The following is a 17,089-nucleotide window of genomic DNA, read 5'->3' on the forward strand; positions in this document are numbered from 1 at the left end:
TATCGCGCCTGCGGAGACTGGGCTTCAATCCTTTGGCTTTCTTTCAAGGCTCGCCAAGTAGCGAGGACCCGCTCCTAAATCCGGCCTGTTCCGCCTGATAAAACAGGAAAAATAACAGGCGATCCGTCACAGTCCGCACCATCGAAGGGGACGGGAAGCAGATGGGAAAAGTCCGGCATGGGGGACTTTTATCGAAGGAACGGGCTTCTTGGAATCTATTCGAATGGTCCCCTTCTTTGGAGGCACGGACTTCAAGAAAGCACGGGAATGCTCAGGGCCCAGAGGTAGAGGGCGATGGCGAGGATGGCTCCCCAGAAGCCACGCTCCGAGAAACCCGCGCGGCGGATCCAGAGCGAGGATACCAATCCCAAAGGCGCCAGCACCGATGCTGCCACCACGAGACGCGGCGATCCTTTGAAGCCGCCCAGATCCGCGACAATCGGTACCGCCGCGAGACCCGCAATGGCCCCGCTTTGGACGATCTCGCAGATTCTAACCAATGGCGACTTCCCGGACACGATGGACCCAGAGTTAAGGGAAAAGATTTCCCAATCAAAGTATGAACTGGAGCCGATATTGGAATGCCGGAATTGCCTGTTAGATCAGGCCCTTCACCCAAGCCACCGCGGACTCGCGGTCGGCCAGGCGTCCTTCCAGTTGTTCCGTCTGCACCGCATCGAGGATCTCGCTGAAGCGAGGACCTGGAGCAAGGCCCAGGCGGATCAGGTCGTGGCCGGTTACCAAGGGCGCCGGGATCAGAGGCTGGGCTGCAAACTCCTCTTGCTTGGCGATGAGGAATTCAAGGTTGTCGGTGAAGCCATTCGAAGAGCCGCAGTCCACCCGGTGGAGATCCAGTTCCAGCGGGAAGGTGGGTGCGGACATGAAGCGCTTCAGCTTCGCAGTCCGCATTTGCTGCACATTCATGAACTGCATGTGCCGCGAGACGATGAAGGCTACATCCTCGATCACGTGATTGGGATAGCGCAAGCGGCGCAGGATCTCCTCCGCCATCAAGGCGCCCATGGCATCGTGGCCGTTGAAACGGATGCGGCCGGCCTGTTCATCGAAAGTTTGTGTCGGGGGCTTCGCGATGTCGTGAAGCAGCACCGCGAGGCAAAGCTCCAGCGGAGCCTCCGGGCCCAGCATCTCCAGCATGATCCGCGTGTGAACGTAGACATCCCCCTCCGGGTGCCACTCGGGCGGTTGTTCGCAACCGATCAACGGCAATACTTCTGGCAGGAAATGTTGGATCAATCCCGAGTCCACCAACAGGTCGAGCCCGCGCGCCCGCGCCGGTTGCACGATCAGGCGTGAGAATTCGTCGCGGATCCGCTCCGGCGAGATGCGCAGGAGGCCATCGGCGTTCGCTTGGATCGCAGCCCAGGTGTCGGGCTCGATTTCAAAGCCGAGCGTGGTGGCGAAACGGATCGCCCGCATCAGGCGCAGCGCGTCCTCATTGAAGCGATCGGCGGGATTGCCGATCGCGCGGAGCACGCCTGCCGCGAGGTCTTTCCGGCCGCCGACGAAGTCGATTACCTCGCCACTCTCCGGATCCTCGAAAAGACCGTTGATCGTGAAGTCCCGGCGCTTCGAATCTTCCTCCGGAGTCGAAAAAGTCACATCGTCCGGACGGCGTCCATCGCGATAGGAACCATCGGTCCGGAAGGTGGCGATCTCCACGTGATGACCTTGCTCCTTTGCAATCACCACTCCGAAGTGGGCCCCGACTTCGTTTGAGCCGGGAAAAAGCGCGGTGACCTGCGCGGGGGTGGCGGAGGTGGCGATGTCGTAGTCCTTCGGGATCTTGCCCAGCAAGCCGTCCCGTACGCAGCCGCCGGCGAAATAGGCGGTGTGCCCGGCCTTCTTCAGACGGCGGGCGAGGTTGCAGGCGGCGTGGCGGGCATCAGGCACGCCCTGTCCATAGGATTGGCGACGGCGGGCGTCCATCTCTTTGGCCCTTGAGAGGGGGAGAGGTCTTGACCGCTTGTGCGCGGGCGAGTCATGATTTCATGCGTATGAGGAATCCCTCGATCCCGCTTTCGCTGATCTCGGTGATATGCTTTCCCATACTAGCGGGGTGCCGGGACGATGCGGCGAAGCAAGCTCAGGCCAGCCAGCAATCCCGTCAGATCTTTGCCCTTGATTCGGAGATCACCGCGATCCGCCGGGAACTTCAGGAGCCGGTGCCAGACGTGACCAGGGAGATCGATGTCGCCCGGGCCGAAGCCGCCGAGCTCGATCGCAAGATTTCATCGGAGCAGGATAACCTTAAGAAGGATCTGGCCGGCCAGAAGTTGGCGCTGTCCAAATTCGAGGAATACCGGAGGCTATACGTGCTGGGAAACAAGTGAACAAAGCATCCGATGGCAATCTTCGATGACCTGCTGACCAGTTATCGCGGTGCCGGCGTGATCGGTACTGTGATGGGTGTTTTCGTGCTGGGAGGATTTATCTTCCTTTCGATGTTCGCCTTCGATCCCCAATACGGCGGGGCCTTGCAATCGGTCGATAGCATGCTCGCCGCCCAATCCCGCGAGATCACCTTGCTGGAGGCGGAGAGGTCGGACGCGAAGCAGAGTTATCTGAAACACTTGGAGCTGAAGGGGCGCCAAAGCGAACTCGAGGCCTTGCTTGAGAAAAACGAGGACAAGAAGGCGAAGCTGGAAAAGCTGGCCCGACTTCGCGAGCGAGTGCGGATAGCATCTGCAAAGATCGATGCGGAAGTCAGGGATTATGTCAGCAGCTATCGCGATCAGGTTCGGACGGCGGCGACCGGTGAAGTTCTTCCCAAGATCGTGGTGGCCGGCAAGCTGATCGAAAACGCGGTCATTTCCCAAGTCACCCCTGCCGGGATTCACGTGACATACGATGAAGGGATCGCCCGCGTTCCCGCCAATGAATTGCCGGAAGAGCTTCGCACGAGATTCCAGTTCGAGGAGTCGGAGATGGAAGCCTATCTGGAACGGGAGCGTCTCCGGCTCGGACAGATGGAGGAGAGCATCGATGCCGGCGTGGAGGACAAGGTAAAGCTCGAGCGCATCAAGTATCTGGAACGACGGACGACCCAGGTGACGCATGCACTCAACCGGGCGCAGGCGAATCTCAAATCCCTCCGCCGCCAACGCCGGCCGGATGCCAATGCGGTTCAAAGCACCAACCGCCTGATCAAGGAGGCGAAGGCGGAACTGGGTAAGCTCGATCGTGAGCTGACCCAGCTCCAAAAAGAACGGACTAAGCCGAGAGGCGAAGTGAACGACTAAGTCTCGCTCAGTTCGCCGTCAGCGAGCCTTGGAGATTCGCGCGTCGCTGCTTCGGCTGGAAAGGAAGGATGAAGGCATCATCGAAATCGAAGGCGCTGGCGAAGTCTTCCTTCGTGTCGCTGTCCTGCTTGCCGAACATCTGCTCCTCGATGAGATGGAACACCATCTCGCCGATATCGCTGCTTTCGCGCAATCCCCATTCCCGCATCAGTGTAGAGGCCATTGGGCCGAACTCCTGGATCGCGAGGTCGCGGAAGCCGTGGCACAGCTCGACTCCGGAAACATGGCGCGGTTCACCGCCGTTCCCTTCGGCCGCACGCTTGAGCGTGAAATCGAGAGCTTCCTTCAGAAAAAGGTAGGCGAGGGGATCGTAGCGCTTGTCCCGCTTGAGGACGTTTTCGACGGCTTGCTCGAACTGCAGGGCCTTCATCGCGGGAAAAATGCCTGTACCTTTTTCAGGAGTCAAAGCTGTTAGCGGGCAGCGGAATAACCGTTAGATCCGCGGCGTTACGTGGAACTACGTTGGAAAGGGTTACGCCGCTTCAGTTGCCCAGGCGACCTGCCAAGTCTGCCAGCACTTCATCCAGCTTTGCGGCGGAGCTGATCCGTTGCGGCTGGTCAAAGCCTACCCAGATGGCGGTCGAACCCTTCGGGCCGAGCCTTGCGAGCCACGCATCGCGGCCGGACCCGGTGGCGCCGCCATGCACGCGGGTGCCCGAGGTGTTTTCCAGCAGGGAGGCGGCTTCGCGTGCCGCTTGTCGCCCAATCGCGGGGGTCAGCGAGACCTTCGACTGATAGAGGGATTTTCCATCCGGGGCGGCGATTGATTGGATCAGGAAGGGCTTGGGGCGTTTGCCCTCGTTGCCGAGCGTGGCAAGTCCGGTCGCCAGTTCCAGCGGAGTGGAGGCGGCACTACCCCGGAAAAGATCCTCCGTTTCCACGAAGGGTCCGGTGATGCCGCAGCGCTTGGCGATGCGGATGGTTTCCTTCGGTCCGATCTGGCGGCCGGTTTGAATGGGCTTCCCGGGGAGAACCAACCGCCCGCGCTCGGCAGCAGCGGCTGCGATCCATGGCTCGAAAGCGGCACCCAGATCGCGGCGTGCGCCGCTGCTGCGATCATAGCGGGAATCCAGGTAATCCCGCCCGCCGACGAGGGCGAGGATGCCCCCGGTCTTCGTTTCGAGGGTGACTGCGGAGCACTGCAGATACGCGGGCTCGTTGCCGGCCTGATGATCGGCGTGGACCGGGTACTTCCAGTCCTTCGACTGTTCGATTTTCCGCAGGGACTCGGAAAGATCGGTCTCAAGGCGCAATTGCCAACCGCCATCAAGGGTGGTGCGGACGGTCAATCCTCCATCGCGGATGTCCTCGTCATCCAGGATCTGCTGGAGCTCCTTTTGGATGGCTTCGAGCGCATAGGAGCGCTCCGAGGTTCTCTGCTCCTGAGGGACCAGCACCATGGGGATCTTCTTGATCCGGTCGATCTCCTTGTCATCGACGAAGTCCATGGCCTTCATCCGAGCCAGAACCTGCGATTGCTGCTCCTTCGCTGCTTCCAGATTGCGGAAGGGGGAGAAAATGTGCGGGCCGCGGATGATGCCGATCAGCATCGCGCACTCAGCCTCATTGAGCTTGGAAGTCGGCTTGCCGAAGTAGCTGCGCGACGCTTGCTCGATCCCGTGGCAGCCGGAGCCGAAGTAAATCCGGTTCAGGTAATTCGCTAGGATCTCGTCCTTCGTGTAGCGGGATTCCAGGCGCAGGGTTAGCGCGATCTCCAGCAGCTTGCGATTGATGGATTTTTCCCGGATCTCGAAGGTGTTTCGAGCGAGCTGCATGCTCAGCGTGGAGGCACCTTGGGTGAAATCCCCGTCCTTCACGTTGCGCACGGTGGCGCGGGCCAGACCGCGGAAATCTACCCCGCTATGTTCGAAGAAGCGGGCATCCTCGCGGGCGCGGAGCGCCTTCACCATGAAATCCGGGATGTCTTGGCGAGTGACGAGCCGCCGGTTGCTAGCCCCGGTGCCGCCACCCAATTCCTTGCCATTCCGGTCAAGAAAGACGGTCCGGGCGGGCATCTTTCCTACTTCCGCCAGATCAAAACGGGTCGCCTGATAAAAGTAGTAGCTGCAAATCATCAGGCCCACCAGTGCCATGGCCAGTGTCATCCAGAAGGCCCAGCGTATTCCCGTGCGCAGCCAGCCGGGCATCCAGGCCAGCCAAGCCGGGGTTCTGCGAATAGGGCGCCAAGTGGACACGGACGGATTGGAGACTGATTCCCGACGATTGAATATTGGAAATTGAAGGCCCGAAGCCTTCGTCAATACCCATTGCCCAAGGCTACTCTTCCACGGGGATCGCCTTCAGGGGAGCTTCCTCCTCCTCCATGATCACCTCGTCTTCGGATACCGCTTGGGCCCGCAATGGCTCGTCATCATGATGAGCGGTGCTCTCGTCGACGGCGAGCGCCTTGGCGGGATGAATCGGGCAGAGATCATTGTCCGCCGGGGCCAAGTCGGCCGGGACGTTGTCGGTGTAAGCCTCGCTCGCGTTTTCGCATCCTGCGGTGGCACGCTTGCCGGATTCCCGGCAGAGTCGGCACTCCACGAAGGAAAGCTGCGATTTCAGGCCTTCCGCCTTATACCCGAGCTTGTCAGCGGTCTTCATGATATCCGCCCACACGGGCAGGGCGAGGGTCGAACCATAGCCGCGATCGATGGTCTTTTTCGGGGTGTCCAGACCTACCCATACCGCGCAAGTGATGCTGGAGGTGTAGCCGGCGAACCAAGCGTCCTTGTAGTCGTTGGTCGTGCCGGTCTTGCCACCGCAAGGCTTGTTAAAGCCGAGGCTTTTGATCGATGCCGCAGTGCCTCGCTCGGTGACCTCGCGGAGGATATTCGAGACCGTCCAGGCGGAACCCGAGCGGGTCGCCTCGTAAGAAATCTTGTCGTTCTTGTAGAGGACGTTGCCCTTGCGGTCCCGGATCTCGTCGATGATCCGCTGCGGATAGCGGCGACCTCCGTTCGGGAAGATCGTGTAGGCCGAGGCGACCTCATAAGTCGTGGCTTCCCAAGCTCCGAGATAGGAGGTCGGCAGCTTCGGCATCGGGGTTTCAAAACCCACGGAAAGCGCGGTATCCGCGACTTTGTCGATACCAGCGCGGTTGCCCAGTCGAACCGACATCGTGTTTCGGGAGCGGATCAGGCCGGTTGCAGCGGGGAGCATGCCGCCGAACTTTCCGTCCGAATTCTGGGGCCGCCAGTTGCCCGCGCCCTTGATTTCCCCTTTGTAGATCGGGCCGTCGCTCACCAGCGTATCAGGCCGCACGCCTTGGTCGAAGGCGGAGAGATACACGAAGGGCTTGAAGACCGAGCCGATCTGGCGGCGACCCTGCAAGGCGCGATTGAATTTCGATTCGTCTGCATTCCGTCCGCCGACGATGGCGAGCACCGCACCGGACATGTTCTCAACTGCAACGACGCTGCCTTGGATGTATTCCGGGCGGGTTTTCTGACCTTCCGGCAGCTCCTTCCACTGGGCTCGGGTCTGGTGCGGATAGCCGGGTGAGCGCTCGATCTGGCGCAGCTTCGCGTCGAGAGCTTCCTCCGCCTTCTTTTGGATCAGATTGTCAATCGTGGTTGTGATCTCCAGCCCCCCGAGCTCGATGTTTTCTTCTTCCAGGATGCGCTCGAGTTCGCGGCGGATCGCATCCATCGCGTAGCTATCGTGGAAAATGCGACGCCATTCCGGGCGCACCGTGATGGGATCTTTCTTCGCTTCTTCCGCCTTGTCGGGAGTCAGGGTCCCGGCCACCACCATGCGGTCCAAGGTTCCGTTGCGTTCGCGAACCGCTTTCTCGATGTCATTGAAAGGGGAGAAGGCATTCGGACCGCGGACAATACCCGCAAGCAGCGCCGATTCGGAAAGTGTCAGCTCCTTCGCATGCTTTTCGAAGTAGGTGCGGGAAGCTTCTTCGATGCCGCGAATCGAGTGCCCCCAGAAAATGCGGTTCACGTAGTGCTGGAGAATCTCCTGCTTCGTGTAGTGGCTCTCGATCCGGTAGGACACCGCCACCTCCAGGAACTTGCGGTCCAGTTCCTGGATCTTGCCGGAGAAATCGAGCCACTTCGACTTCAGCGGGAAGCTATTCCGGGCGAGCTGCATCGTCAGGGTTGAAGCGCCCTGCTCGATCCCGCCGCGCTTGAAGTTCTCCACCACCGCACGGCCGACGCCGATCCAGTCCACCCCGCCGTGATTGTAGAAGCGCTCGTCTTCCCGCGAGAGAATTGCCGCCAGGAAGTCCGGGGAAACCTGGGAAATATCGATGACGTCGCGCTTTTCCCCGTGAATGCGGCCCAATTCTTCGCCGCGGCGGTCGTAGACGATGGTGCGCTGCGGCATCTCGGCCACCTTCGCCATGTCGTAGGGCTTCGCGCGGATGTAGTAAAAAACCGCCATGATCAGCCCCACGTAGGCACCGGAAATGGCGAGGTCTCCGCCGATCCGGAGCGGCATCCGCAAAAAGGCGGGCAAGGGCTTCAGGAAGAGGTGGAAAATGTGAAACGGCCAGAAAAGGACTACCGAACCGAGGCCTACGGGTTTCGACGTAGGGGCTTTCTTGCGATTGTTCGAGCGGGAATCGGAAAGCTTGCCAGTGGGGCTGCTGGAGTCCTTCGGGGATGGTTTCGGCATGGACTTGGAGAATTTAACGCGGATGATCCGGAGAAGCGAATGCCATATCGCGCCACAGACAAGGACGCGGGATGGTGTCGCTTCGACGTGTGAGAAAGCGATGAAGCACAGGAGATTTTTCCAAGGAGTGACTGGAGCGATACTCGCAGCCGCCTCGCTTTGCCCGTTGTGGGCTCGCGACGCCGTGGGCTCGATCGAGGACGTGCGCAAGCTCGAAGAGAAAATAGCTGCCGTGGCGAAAAAGGCGATGCCTGCCACCGTGGCTCTGATTTCGGAAGATTCCGGAGCCTCCGGTTCCGGGGTCATCACGACGCCGGACGGCCTGATTCTGACGGCCGCCCACGTGATCGAAGGCGCGGAGAAGGTGCTGGTGGTTTTTCCCGACGGGAAGCAAGTCACCGGCAAGGTTCTCGGCGCGAACCTCTCGAAAGATATCGGGATGGTGCAAATCGAGGAAAAGGGCCCTTGGCCCTTCATGGAACGAGGCACCTCCAAGCCGCTTGAAGCGGGGGACTGGGTGATCGCTATGGGACATTCCGCGGGCTTTGACGCGGCCCGCACGCCGCCCATTCGATTTGGTCGCGTGGTTTCCGATGGTCCGGGAAATTTCCTGACCACGGATTGCACGCTTATCGGCGGTGACTCGGGTGGCCCGCTCTATGATCTGGATGGCAAGGTGGTGGGGATCAATTCCTCCATCGGCCAATCCCTGAAGAACAACAACCACGCCGGTGTGGATGGCTTCAAGGAAGACTGGGATCGCCTGCTGGCGGGCGAGGTGTGGGGAGAACTGCAAATGAATCCCTTCCTCAATCCCGAGCGCCCTTTCTTGGGGATCGGTCTCGGGGCTCCGGTTCGCGGAGGCGGTGTCATGGTGGCTTCCGTAAAGAAGAATGCCGGCCAAGCGGGTGTCAGGCCGGGCGACATCGTGACCACCATTAACGGCGAGAAGGTCGGGAATGGTGCCAGTCTGATGCGTCTTCTGGTGAAGAAACAGGCGGGCGACAAAGTCAAAGTGGGTATCATCCGCGACGGCTCGCCGCACGAATACGAGGTCACGCTGATGACCCAGAAGCAACTCGATCAATAATCGCTTTCCATCGGCAGATGAAAACCAATTCCCTTTTGATTCTCGCGAATGCTGCGCTCCTTGCGGGAGCGAGCGCCCAGCGGACCCAGCAACGCTCCGGTGACATCGACCCGGATTCCCTGGTGCGTCCGGAAGAGGTGCGCGCGGTGCAGGATCAGACGATCCAGCTTTTCGATGCAATCCGTCCCGCGTCGCGGGCCGCGGTAGAGTCTACCGTGTGGGTCTGGGCGAATACCGGGCGCGGAAGCAAGCCCGTGTCCTTTGGCACGGTGATCGATGACGGTACCAAAGTGCTCACCAAGTGGAGCGAGATCGCCATGGCGAAAGGAGCAGTCCAGGTGGTGGGCGGAGACGGCATGACGGCGAAGGCCAAGGTCGTAGGCGTCTATCAGGATGATGACCTTGCCCTCCTGCAACTGGAAGGTCCGCATTTCCGCCCGGTGACGCTGAAGGCCGGCGAGGCGCCCAAGCTCGGACGCTTCCTGGTGGCAGCCTCTCCCGATGATACGCCTGCCAGCGTGGGTGTGGTGGCGGTGGAAGCCCGTTCACTGCGGGAGCAGGACCAGGCCTTTCTGGGCATCAAAATGGATCCCCGACACAAGGGGAAAGGTGTGATGATTCAAGAAGTGGTGCCTGAAGGTGGTGCTGCCGATGCTGGCCTGAAGGTTGGCGATATCATTTCTTCAATTGGCAACCGCGAGGTGAACAGTCTCTTCGAAATGAAGAATGCCCTGAGTGGCCGCGGCCCCGGGGAGAAGCTTGATGTGCATTATCTCCGGAAGGGAGCCGAAGCTTCTGTTCAGGTGGAACTGAAAGCGGGCCAGAAAGCGGCGAATTTCGAATTTCCGAATGCCCGCCTGCGGGTCATGGAGCGCATGGGCACGGAGTTGAGCCTTGTCCGGACCGGTTTCCCCTCGGTGATCCAGACCGACATGCAGCTGGACCGCAAGCGTTGTGGTGGACCGGTGGTGGACTTGGATGGAAATGTGGTCGGGATTGCCATCGCCCGCGCCGACCGCACGCGCAGCTTCATTGTTCCTGCGGCTCACCTCACGGAATTGCTGGCGAAGGCACCTGTCACTCCGGAAGAGGCTCAGGCGATGGCCGAAGAGGAAGAAGAGCAAATGCAGGCTGCGATTGACGATGCGCTGCCGCGTTCCCAGCGGGCACCGCGCGCCGTGCCGATCGAGCCCGGTGCTGCCGACCGCCTCCGCCGCAACCTGGAAGACATGGGCCGACTGATGGAGAAGATGCGCGCTGAGATGGAAGGCATCGAGGAGTAGGACGATCTTTAAAAGAAAAAGCCCGGCACTTTGTGCCGGGCTTTTTCTTTTAAGGTCTTCCGCTTTGAAGAAGCTTACAGGCAGACCCGCCGGAACAATTGATCCAGCGGGAGCTGCATGCCGATGTAGAAGTCTCCGAATTCCGCGAAGCGGGCCGAGACTTCATCAAAGCGCATTTCGTACACGATCGCCTTGATGTCGATGGTGTCCTTGGCGAGAAGGGTCACGCCCCATTCATGTTCATCGAGGCCGGTGGAGCCGGTGATGAGCTGAAGGATCCGACCGGAGTAGTGGCGACCCACGCGGGCGTGGCCTGACATGAACTCGCGGCGTGCTTCGAAATCGAGCGAGTACCAGTTGTCCGCTCCGGAGCGGCGCTTCGACATCGGGTAGAAGCAAACGACCGGCCAGTCCGGGAGCACCGGATAGAGCCGGTGTTTGAGGTAGTGCTCCATGCGTTCATCGAACTCCTTCAAGGCCTGCTCGAACTCAGGGCTGCCTTCGGTGAGGCCCTTTTCGCCGATCAGGGTCTCCTTGGCATACTGCTCGGAGCTGGTGGTGTATTCGGAGCGCTCGGTCTGCGAGAGATAGGAGTAGGCCGGGCTGAGGATCTCGGGTCCCAGTGAAAGCGTGAGCTGCTTCTCGAAAGCGTTTGCCACCTGGAGATCGGGAGTCAGGAGCATGAAGCCGATATCAGCCTTCGGCGTGGCGATCGAGAAGGTGAGGAGGTGGGTATCCTTGGTGGCACGAATCTCCTGCACCAGCTCGGTCAGGCGTGTTTTGGCCGCGCGTTTCTCGTCATCGCCGAGGATCGACCATTGGGAGTGATCGATCTGATAGAAGAGGTGCATCACGTGCCAGCCTTCGCGTGGCACCAAGGGAGAAATCGTGGATTCAGACATGATCAGCGGGGCTGAGGTAAAACGGGAATCTGGACGAGCAGCTTGAAGCTCCCGGCAGGAGCGTCGACCGAGGGGCCTTCCATCACATCCGCCATCCAAGGGCGGCCGGTACGGGTGCGGTAGCCGTTGAAGACTCCCTTGTCCGTGAAGCCATTGGTTGAGGGGAAGGATATCTTTTCGCTACCGGAGGCATCGAAGCGGCCGCCATTGAAGGAGCGGGTGATGGGGTCGCCGATGGGCATGCCTTCGTGGTTCCGGAAAATGATACGCAGGGCCCCTTGGGGAGACTTGCCAGGGTCGAGGCTGAGATCGAGCACGGGGATCATGACTACCTCGCGCTTGGCAACATCGCGGGACGGGCCCTCCCGGACTGGCTCCCGCCAGTAGGTTTCGGCGGTGGCCACGCTGGCGTGCTGGCCGCTTACCGGGAAGTCCGGCATGTCCACCAGCTTGCTCTGGAAGTGAAGCTGCGTGAAGAAACGGGAAATCACCCAGATCGCGACGAGGAGCAGGACGAAGGAGAAAGCTCCCAAGCTCATGATGTCCCGCCGGCTGGGGCGGGTCCACGGAGTGTCTTGGGTTTTTGCCGCAGTTGGGGGCCGGTTGTGGCGTGGCTCGTTGGATGATTTCGGGGATGTCTCAAGGGTCGCCGGAGCCGCGTTCTCCACGACCGGGACAGGAGCCGGCGCAGGATCCGCCTTGGCCTTGACCACTGCCGGGGTGGTGGCGGGGGCGGGGACCGGATTAGGAGTGGGGGCTGGGGCGGGGTCAGCCGGGGAGATCTCGCTCTCGGGAATTACCTTGAGCGTGGCGGTTTCCTCCGGCTCGTCTGCGAACTCATCGTGGTCAAGTTCCCCGATTTCATCCGGCGAGCTACGCACGGCTGGTGCGGATGAGAAAAGGTCCTCCTTCGGCTTTTCGGCCGCTCGAGTGCGTGTTTTTGCCCGTTGGAGGGTTTTTTCGGGATTGCCGCCCGATTCCTGGCCGATTTCTTCCACCGGCGGCTTTTTGGATGCCGCTCTAGGGGTCGGGGCCGCTGTCGGTTTGGCTGGCAGATCCTCATCGAGGTTCCACAAGTCAGCATCGGGAACTTCCGGGGAAGCATCCGGCGAGACGGGGCGATCACGTTCCGGGGAACCGGATGGGCTTGGAGGATCGACGGACATGGGCGAAGGCGCGCACCGGTTTAGGAACCGCGCCCCTCCTTGGCCAGTGGAATCCTTGCCTGCACCAGATGGGAAAAAGGGTTGCATGCGGGGCGCAGGGGGGCGATGCAGACGGGAGCAGCATTACCTCTCCGATGGCCGACCGCGAAGACAAGAACCGGGAAAACGTAACTGGCAAATTCTACGTCGATAGCCAGTGCATCGATTGTGATCTTTGCCGCGAAACCGCGCCGAACAATTTCACCCGCTCCGACGACGAAGGATACTCCTACGTGTACAAGCAGCCGGAGAACGAAGAGGAGAAGGCCATGTGCCGCGAGGCCATGGAAGGTTGTCCGGTCGAGGCGATCGGAGACGACGGCGAGGATTGAACGCTTTCCTCCGATGGCCAAGGAATCCCGGCTCGATGCGATTCGACGCGCGGTGCTCCGGGATTGGCGGGGAGGAGATGAGCCGACCCATCTCGACGAGCGCCTTCACCTTCCGAAAGACTTCCTTGCGGCGATCCTGCGTCAAGCGGGCGCCACGGAGGGCATCGACGAAGAGCGCTTGCGCGAGATGTGGAAAGAAGTCGCGGGTGACTTCGTGGCCCGGCATGCCACTCCCGTTTCCCTCAAGGGCGGCTGTGTGACACTCCATGTCCTTCAGCCCGCCATGCGCTTTCATTTGGAGCAGATGAAAGGGCAGCTTCTTAAGAACATGCAGAAGGCCGCCGGTGCGGACGTGGTGAAGTCGATCCGCTTTGCCGTGGGCTGAGAGAGCCGGATGACGAATTTCCCCTCATGTTTCGCAATCTGATTTTCGACTGGTCCGGGACCTTGGTGGATGACTTGCCGCCGGTGCTGGAGGCGACCAATCATGTCTTTTCCATCTACGGTGTGGCGCCGTTGGATCGTGAGGCTTTCCGGCTCCGCTTCCGGCTGCCTTACCGGGACTTTTATGAAGAGATCCTGCCCGGGGTGGCCTTGGAGGAACTGGAGGTCCATTTTCGTCAGGCTTTTGCCGCGTCCACGGCTCCGGTCACCATTCTGCCACATGCCAGAGAAAAGCTTGAGTGGTGCCGGGACCACGGGATCCGCTGCTTCGTGCTGACCAGCATGGATAGCGAGGCCTTTGCCAAGCAGCTCGTTGATCTTGGTTTGGCGGATTTCTTCGAGGCGACCTATTCGGGGGTCCTCGACAAGCGCGAAAAGATTCTCGGGATTCTGGAAGCCCACCGCCTCGACCCGGCGGAGAGCGCCTTTGTGGGAGATATGACCCACGACATTGATACCGCGCGGCATGGCAAGATGACCTCCATTGCAGTGCTCACCGGCTATACCCACGCCGGGGCACTGGCCCAAGCAAAGCCGGATCTCACGGTGCCGGACCTGGAGGTCCTGCGCCGCCTGTTCGATCGGCCGGGCTGGAGATCACGGCCCATCGCCACCGTCGGTGCGCTGCTTCACGATGATGGTGGGAAACTTCTGATGGTGAAGACCCACAAGTGGGGGCATCGCTGGGGGATTCCAGGGGGGAAGATCCGCCGCGGCGAAAGTTCCTTGGATGCCCTGCGTCGTGAGGTCAGGGAAGAGACCGGCCTCGAGATTGCGGAGCCACGTTTCGTCATGGTGCAGGACAGCATCGACTCAGAGGAGTTTCTCCGTCCCGAGCATTTTCTCCTGCTCAACTACGTTGCGCGTGTCTCGCCCGCGGAGGTGACTCTCAATGACGAGGCGCAAGAATACCGTTGGGTGAGCGCGGCGGAGGCTCTGACATTTGATCTCAATCGTCCCACGCGGATCTTGCTGGACGAGGCGATGATACAAGGCTTGGTGGGGGATCTCGCTTAAATGGCTGATTTTGGGGTGTCGGCTAACTGTTGGGTCGATATTACAAAGGGCTGTAAAATAAAGCTTTAGCCTTGGGATAAGAAAATGGTCCCAGCTGTCCGTTGTTGGATGCGGGCAATCGGAGTTATAACTCTGATGATGCAATTACCCCTGCGGCGACCGTGAGGCACCGGGCGGGTTGGCATCCGGCACTCATCCTGGCAGTCCCACCTGCCGTCACCCCCAGCTGTTTGCTCGCGTTCCCTCGCGGCGGACGGCCCCACCCTTACAACCAGCCATGGAACCGCGGAATTTTTTCCGTGCGATTGTTACGTGCATCGCACTCTGGACCCTCGTGCCTTTGGCGGAGGGGCAGGTGACTTGCTGGGCTCCAGGGATGACGGGCTCGGTGACTCTTTCTGAAAACAATCGCTCCGGCTCCGTCTCGCTCGGGAAGCCTTACCGCTATGAGGTCTACGGCGTGGCCGGTCGTCTCGTGCTTGGTGACAAGGCGGTCAACACGCTGATATCCGGCGGGAAATTCCACCAGAAGCTGCTCGGTGTGATCCCGACAGGTGCGGTGGTCGATTCGACTGCTTTCGTCCAGCTTCAGACCGGCCTCACGCAGCTTTATCCGGAGAAGCTTTCGGTCACCAGTTCCACTCCGGGCGCGGCGGTGGGACCTCTGCTCAAGTACGGCACACGCTGGACCCTATGCGATCCGCGGAATCCGGTGAACGTGAACCTCTCCTTCCATATGGTTGGTTCGAATCTTCTCACTGCTCTCCTGCCGGGGCTGCTGAGTCCTTCTTACTACAATCTGAATCCGAGCGGGCACTTTTACGTCCTCGGCGAATATCATCCGGCGCCTCCGGTCATGACCGGGGACATCTCGGTGGCGACGAATTCGGTAATTTATGGAAGTGCCGTGCCGCTATCCTATCGCATCGACCGCGTCGAACTCCCGCCGGTATTCCGTCCGCCTTTCATCGGGCTCGATCTCGGGGACATCAACCTCACGGTCATCGGCACCCCGCCGAGCGGCCCGACAGTCAACAACGGGCCGATCAATCTGCCCCAGATACAGACGCCGGATCTCCTTTCCGTGGCCATTGACCTCAGCGGCACGCAAGGAAACGGCTGGCTCAAGGTTCAACTTCTGCCATGAGACCCTGCTTCATCTTTGTCTTCGCCTGGCTGGCGTTCCTTCAAGCTTCCGAAGCCGAGGATGCCCGCAAAGGCGGCATCGGTCCCGAGGTTCTACCTCCGGGCGCTCTTGCGCCTACCGCTGACCTGCCGAATGACGAAGCGCTGGCGGCTCGCCGGGAAGCGGGCGGAACGGTGAGTCCGAAGATTGTTCCTCGCAAAGAGAAGGGTTACGGACTGGCCGAGTTCTCCCAGTTCCTAAGTTTTGGGGAAACCGGAACGATCCTGCCCAAAGGATCGGTTCTATATTACCCCGATGCTCATTCGATCCGCCTGATCAGCGGTGCGAGCAAGACGATGCTGAGCTGGCCGGATTTCCTCACCGCGAATCGCAGTTGGCTTGCTACCCACGAAGTCAGTTTGGCCCAGGTGAAAGGCGAAGCTCCGATTTCGGAAAGTGACCGGGCCTCCTTCAAGGCGGGAGGAAAGATGGTAGTCGCCACCCTGCGAAACAACCCGGTGACGGTTCTGATCAAGCCTTCCACAACTCCGTCGAAGCCATGAAAACCCGACTCCCCGCTCTCTTCGTCGCCATCGCGGCATGTTCCGGTTCGTCCGTTAGAGCGGTCGATTTCATCCGACAAATCCAACTGATCGAGAATCAGGCGGTGGTCTATGATATTCCGATCTCCGGCACTACCGGCGACGTGATGTCGAAACGCTTGGAGAGCGAAGGTGCCGTCTTCCAGTTATACGCCTACGAGGATGAGACCTATAGCCCGTGGAGCCTGCTCGATCTGAATGCGGGTAATCTGGCGCACGTCAATGTCTCGCTCGATTCGCACCTCGTCGACCTGGATGTCCTGGGGATTCATCTCGACATCACCTTGGGAGGTGGTGGCGATCAGCCACCCATGCCGAAGTTGATCGACGAAACCACGGTAGGCACCCACCTGCCGCAGGGGACGATCATCTTGCGCTCCGAGGACCCCTATTTCCCTCCGCGCACGCGGGCGGATCGTCCCTATTCGATGACCTTTGCGGTGCGGAATCTTGCAGATCCCGCTGATCCCCGCGGTGGCGTCACAAAGACGGTGATGCAGCGTGACTTCAAGGTCTACCACCCCGATTTGCACGTGCCTTTCCCGAATGGTACGGGGCAGGGGACCTACAGCGACGCCTACGAGTTCAGCAAGAACGGCGACTTTACCGATTCCGTCATCTACGGGGCGCTGCCATTCGAGCGGCCCACCAAGATGATCGGCGAGGAAAGCTATGTGGCGAAGGTGCCGCTGGATAACAAGGGACGACAGGTGAACATTGCTTCCGCCGCGATCCAGATCTGGCCGATGTGTGAAGCAAAGGTGGAAGGCATCGAACAGGGGAAGCGCTACCTCGGGGTGCCACCGGAGGCGCGTGTGGTCTTCAAGGATCTCTATCCGGATAGCGTGGCCTATGCGCAGATCTACAAGGGTAGTCCCTTGCTGGGCCGCTCAGGTAAGATCCTAGGATCCACGGTGATCTCCTTCAATACCTATGCGCCGCAGAACGCGGTGGTGCCCCTGAATATCGAGGCAAGCGACTTGGGTGGGGATGGGACCTATACCATTGAAGTTCTCACCGTAACACCCTTCAACTCGCGGCAGCCGGAACGCGTGTCCTATGTCAGCTTCGACTTGGACCGCACGATCGAAGTTCGCGGCACCTTGGCGGACACGGAGAAGTAAGGGATCGTTGCCGGT

17 protein-coding genes are annotated in these 17,089 nt (G+C 60.3%); 10 read left to right on the top strand and 7 right to left on the bottom strand.

Annotated elements, in window-relative coordinates:
• Positions 1–251 precede the first annotated feature (251 nt).
• Both HHL09_RS18635 and HHL09_RS18640 read right to left on the bottom strand, forming a co-directional pair.
• Positions 252–518, bottom strand: coding sequence for a hypothetical protein (locus HHL09_RS18635; protein ID WP_169456138.1), 267 nt, complete (start codon positions 516–518; stop codon positions 252–254).
• A 79-nt stretch (positions 519–597) separates the two neighbouring features.
• On the bottom strand, positions 598–1,947 hold the full coding sequence (locus HHL09_RS18640; protein ID WP_169456139.1) for a CCA tRNA nucleotidyltransferase: 1,350 nt from the start codon (positions 1,945–1,947) through the stop codon (positions 598–600).
• 62 nt (positions 1,948–2,009) lie between these two features.
• Here HHL09_RS18640 and HHL09_RS18645 point away from each other — a divergent pair, with 62 nt between their 5' ends.
• Both HHL09_RS18645 and HHL09_RS18650 read left to right on the top strand, forming a co-directional pair.
• Positions 2,010–2,351: a hypothetical protein gene (locus tag HHL09_RS18645; RefSeq protein WP_169456140.1), complete on the top strand. Its 342-nt coding sequence runs from the start codon at positions 2,010–2,012 to the stop codon at positions 2,349–2,351.
• A 12-nt stretch (positions 2,352–2,363) separates the two neighbouring features.
• Positions 2,364–3,260 (top strand): coiled-coil domain-containing protein, encoded by an 897-nt coding sequence (locus HHL09_RS18650; RefSeq protein ID WP_169456141.1) that lies wholly within the window; start codon positions 2,364–2,366, stop codon positions 3,258–3,260.
• A 7-nt stretch (positions 3,261–3,267) separates the two neighbouring features.
• Here the strand turns inward: HHL09_RS18650 and HHL09_RS18655 are convergent, their stop codons facing one another.
• The 3 genes from HHL09_RS18655 to HHL09_RS18665 all read right to left on the bottom strand — a co-directional run bounded on the left by HHL09_RS18655 (position 3,268) and on the right by HHL09_RS18665 (position 7,949).
• Entirely contained in the window at positions 3,268–3,690 is a 423-nt protein-coding gene (locus tag HHL09_RS18655) for a Minf_1886 family protein (protein ID WP_169456142.1), read from the bottom strand.
• Between the two features lie 112 nt (positions 3,691–3,802).
• The gene (locus HHL09_RS18660) at positions 3,803–5,515 is read right to left on the bottom strand and encodes a transglycosylase domain-containing protein (protein WP_169456143.1); all 1,713 of its coding nucleotides are present in this window, start codon (positions 5,513–5,515) and stop codon (positions 3,803–3,805) included.
• Positions 5,516–5,597: 82 nt separating this feature from the next.
• Positions 5,598–7,949, bottom strand: a complete 2,352-nt coding sequence (locus HHL09_RS18665; protein ID WP_169456144.1) for a transglycosylase domain-containing protein — start codon at positions 7,947–7,949, stop codon at positions 5,598–5,600.
• Positions 7,950–8,076: 127 nt separating this feature from the next.
• Between HHL09_RS18665 and HHL09_RS18670 the strand changes: the two genes are divergently transcribed.
• Positions 8,077–9,039: a S1C family serine protease gene (locus HHL09_RS18670; protein ID WP_169456145.1), complete on the top strand. Its 963-nt coding sequence runs from the start codon at positions 8,077–8,079 to the stop codon at positions 9,037–9,039.
• Between the two features lie 17 nt (positions 9,040–9,056).
• A complete protein-coding gene (locus HHL09_RS18675) occupies positions 9,057–10,322 on the top strand; it encodes a PDZ domain-containing protein (RefSeq protein ID WP_169456146.1) in 1,266 nt (421 codons plus the stop codon).
• Positions 10,323–10,396: 74 nt separating this feature from the next.
• Here HHL09_RS18675 and hemQ read toward each other — a convergent pair whose 3' ends face one another.
• Both hemQ and HHL09_RS26695 read right to left on the bottom strand, forming a co-directional pair.
• Positions 10,397–11,224 (bottom strand): hydrogen peroxide-dependent heme synthase, encoded by an 828-nt coding sequence (gene hemQ, locus HHL09_RS18680; protein ID WP_169456147.1) that lies wholly within the window; start codon positions 11,222–11,224, stop codon positions 10,397–10,399.
• A 2-nt stretch (positions 11,225–11,226) separates the two neighbouring features.
• On the bottom strand, positions 11,227–12,105 hold the full coding sequence (locus tag HHL09_RS26695) for a hypothetical protein (protein WP_169456148.1): 879 nt from the start codon (positions 12,103–12,105) through the stop codon (positions 11,227–11,229).
• Between the two features lie 419 nt (positions 12,106–12,524).
• Between HHL09_RS26695 and HHL09_RS18690 the strand changes: the two genes are divergently transcribed.
• From HHL09_RS18690 to HHL09_RS18715, 6 genes are all read left to right on the top strand, one after another.
• Positions 12,525–12,761 (top strand): ferredoxin, encoded by a 237-nt coding sequence (locus HHL09_RS18690; RefSeq protein ID WP_169456149.1) that lies wholly within the window; start codon positions 12,525–12,527, stop codon positions 12,759–12,761.
• Between the two features lie 13 nt (positions 12,762–12,774).
• Positions 12,775–13,146: a DciA family protein gene (locus tag HHL09_RS18695; RefSeq protein ID WP_169456150.1), complete on the top strand. Its 372-nt coding sequence runs from the start codon at positions 12,775–12,777 to the stop codon at positions 13,144–13,146.
• Positions 13,147–13,172: 26 nt separating this feature from the next.
• On the top strand, positions 13,173–14,222 hold the full coding sequence (locus tag HHL09_RS18700) for an NUDIX domain-containing protein (RefSeq protein ID WP_169456151.1): 1,050 nt from the start codon (positions 13,173–13,175) through the stop codon (positions 14,220–14,222).
• Between the two features lie 277 nt (positions 14,223–14,499).
• On the top strand, positions 14,500–15,369 hold the full coding sequence (locus HHL09_RS18705) for a hypothetical protein (RefSeq protein ID WP_169456152.1): 870 nt from the start codon (positions 14,500–14,502) through the stop codon (positions 15,367–15,369).
• Positions 15,366–15,911, top strand: a complete 546-nt coding sequence (locus HHL09_RS18710; RefSeq protein ID WP_169456153.1) for a hypothetical protein — start codon at positions 15,366–15,368, stop codon at positions 15,909–15,911. The genes HHL09_RS18705 and HHL09_RS18710 overlap by 4 nt, the downstream gene beginning before the upstream one ends.
• Entirely contained in the window at positions 15,908–17,074 is a 1,167-nt protein-coding gene (locus tag HHL09_RS18715; protein WP_169456154.1) for a hypothetical protein, read from the top strand. Before HHL09_RS18710 ends, HHL09_RS18715 begins: the two co-directional genes overlap by 4 nt.
• Positions 17,075–17,089 lie beyond the last annotated feature (15 nt).

The organism is Luteolibacter luteus (assembly GCF_012913485.1).
Taxonomy (GTDB): Bacteria; Verrucomicrobiota; Verrucomicrobiia; order Verrucomicrobiales; family Akkermansiaceae; genus Haloferula; species Haloferula lutea.